A 1,413-nucleotide genomic window follows, 5' to 3' on the forward strand; every position below is an offset into this window, starting at 1 on the left:
AACAAAGAACTGAGGTAAAAAACAAACAAATTCTTCGTTAATTTGAGGCATGACTGTAGTAAGCTCATAGATTCTAAAAACTAGTTCTTTGAGCTTTTTTATTATATTTATTTTATATTTATACTAGGTAGTATAGAAACGTAAGTTTCATCATACGGCCTTCCTGATTTTGCAATAGCAAAAGCTTGCTTTAATAGTTTATTACATACAGCTATTAGTGCTAACTTTTTACTCTTTCCTTTGGCTACTATTCGGTCATAAATATCACGACAAGCTTTATTGTATTTACAGGCATTAAAACTGCACATAAATAGTAGTTTTCTCAGTTTTGCATTGCCCATTTTACTGATTTTAGGACGTCCCTTTACACTGCTTCCTGATTCTCGGATTATTGGGGTGATGCCAGCATAACTACATAATCCTTTATAAGAATTAAATCGTGTAAAATCATCGGTTAAAACAATTAAGGATATAGCTGTTTTCTCTCCTATTCCTGGGATACTTTTTAATAATGTTAGAGACTTTTGATGGGCTGATTTAACATTCTCGTGCAACTTAGATTCTAGCTTTTCAATCTCTTTTGACAGCGATTTAAGCTGGCCCTTTAAGGAGCTTACCACTATTTTTGATGGATTACCTAAGGTTGATTCGCCGTGTATCTTATTCTTTAGTTGGGTGCTCTGTTTTGTGTAAAGACTCAGTAAACGAGTAAGCTGAAGGTTTTCTTGCATTAATTCACTATCACCTTTCCATAATGCAAGTGATTGGCTCTTGCCGTATTTCATAATCCAAATAGCGTCACTCTTATCGGTCTTTACCTTAGATAGATTCATCTGGATAAAGCGCTTAATCTTTAGTGGATTTATAATAGATACTGCTATCCCTTTATTATTTAAAAAATAGGCCAACTGAAAATGATAATATCCTGTGGCTTCCATTACACAATGAGCCTTGGTTGATAAAACTTTTGCAAATGCTTTAAAACCGCTAACGCTGTTTTTAAATTGATATAAATCTCCTTCTGGTGTACACACATCGTAGACATCTTTGCTTATATCTACACCATAAATTTGTTTATCTTTATCCATAATAAAAAAAATTATAAAGAGCCAATCTACTATATATTCAACAACTTAAAATCGAGATCGTGGTCTCACAGAACTGAACGAACTATTAGTAGAAGAGCGTAGGGATTATCAATGTTGACGAAATCTTGGTTTCCATGTATATCATAACCTTATTCTACGCTCTGGTTCTTTTTGATTAATAAATATAAATGTAATAGATTGCTAACTTAAGATGTATAACCGCAATTACGGCGGATTCGACTACGTCCGAATCCACTCGGAATTGCTAAAGTCTGTGCCAAACCGAAAATAATAACTAATTTAACCCAAAAAAAAAGGATATGGA

Annotated in this window: 1 protein-coding gene; it reads right to left on the minus strand. The window is 33.3% G+C overall.

What is annotated here, in order from left to right; all coding sequences use genetic code 11:
- Positions 1-107: 107 nt before the first annotated feature.
- The gene (locus BFJ87_RS10710; protein ID WP_077404063.1) at positions 108-1,088 is read right to left on the minus strand and encodes a transposase; all 981 of its coding nucleotides are present in this window, start codon (positions 1,086-1,088) and stop codon (positions 108-110) included.
- Positions 1,089-1,413: the final 325 nt, after the last annotated feature.

The sequence above is a fragment of the Cellulophaga omnivescoria genome, assembly GCF_001999725.1.
GTDB lineage: Bacteria > Bacteroidota > Bacteroidia > Flavobacteriales > Flavobacteriaceae > Cellulophaga > Cellulophaga omnivescoria.

What these genes read in the sequence shown, in the direction of transcription:
- BFJ87_RS10710 (WP_077404063.1), bottom strand. Translation starts at nt 1,088, where the DNA reads ATGGATAAAGATAAACAAATTTATGGTGTAGATATAAGCAAAGATGTC.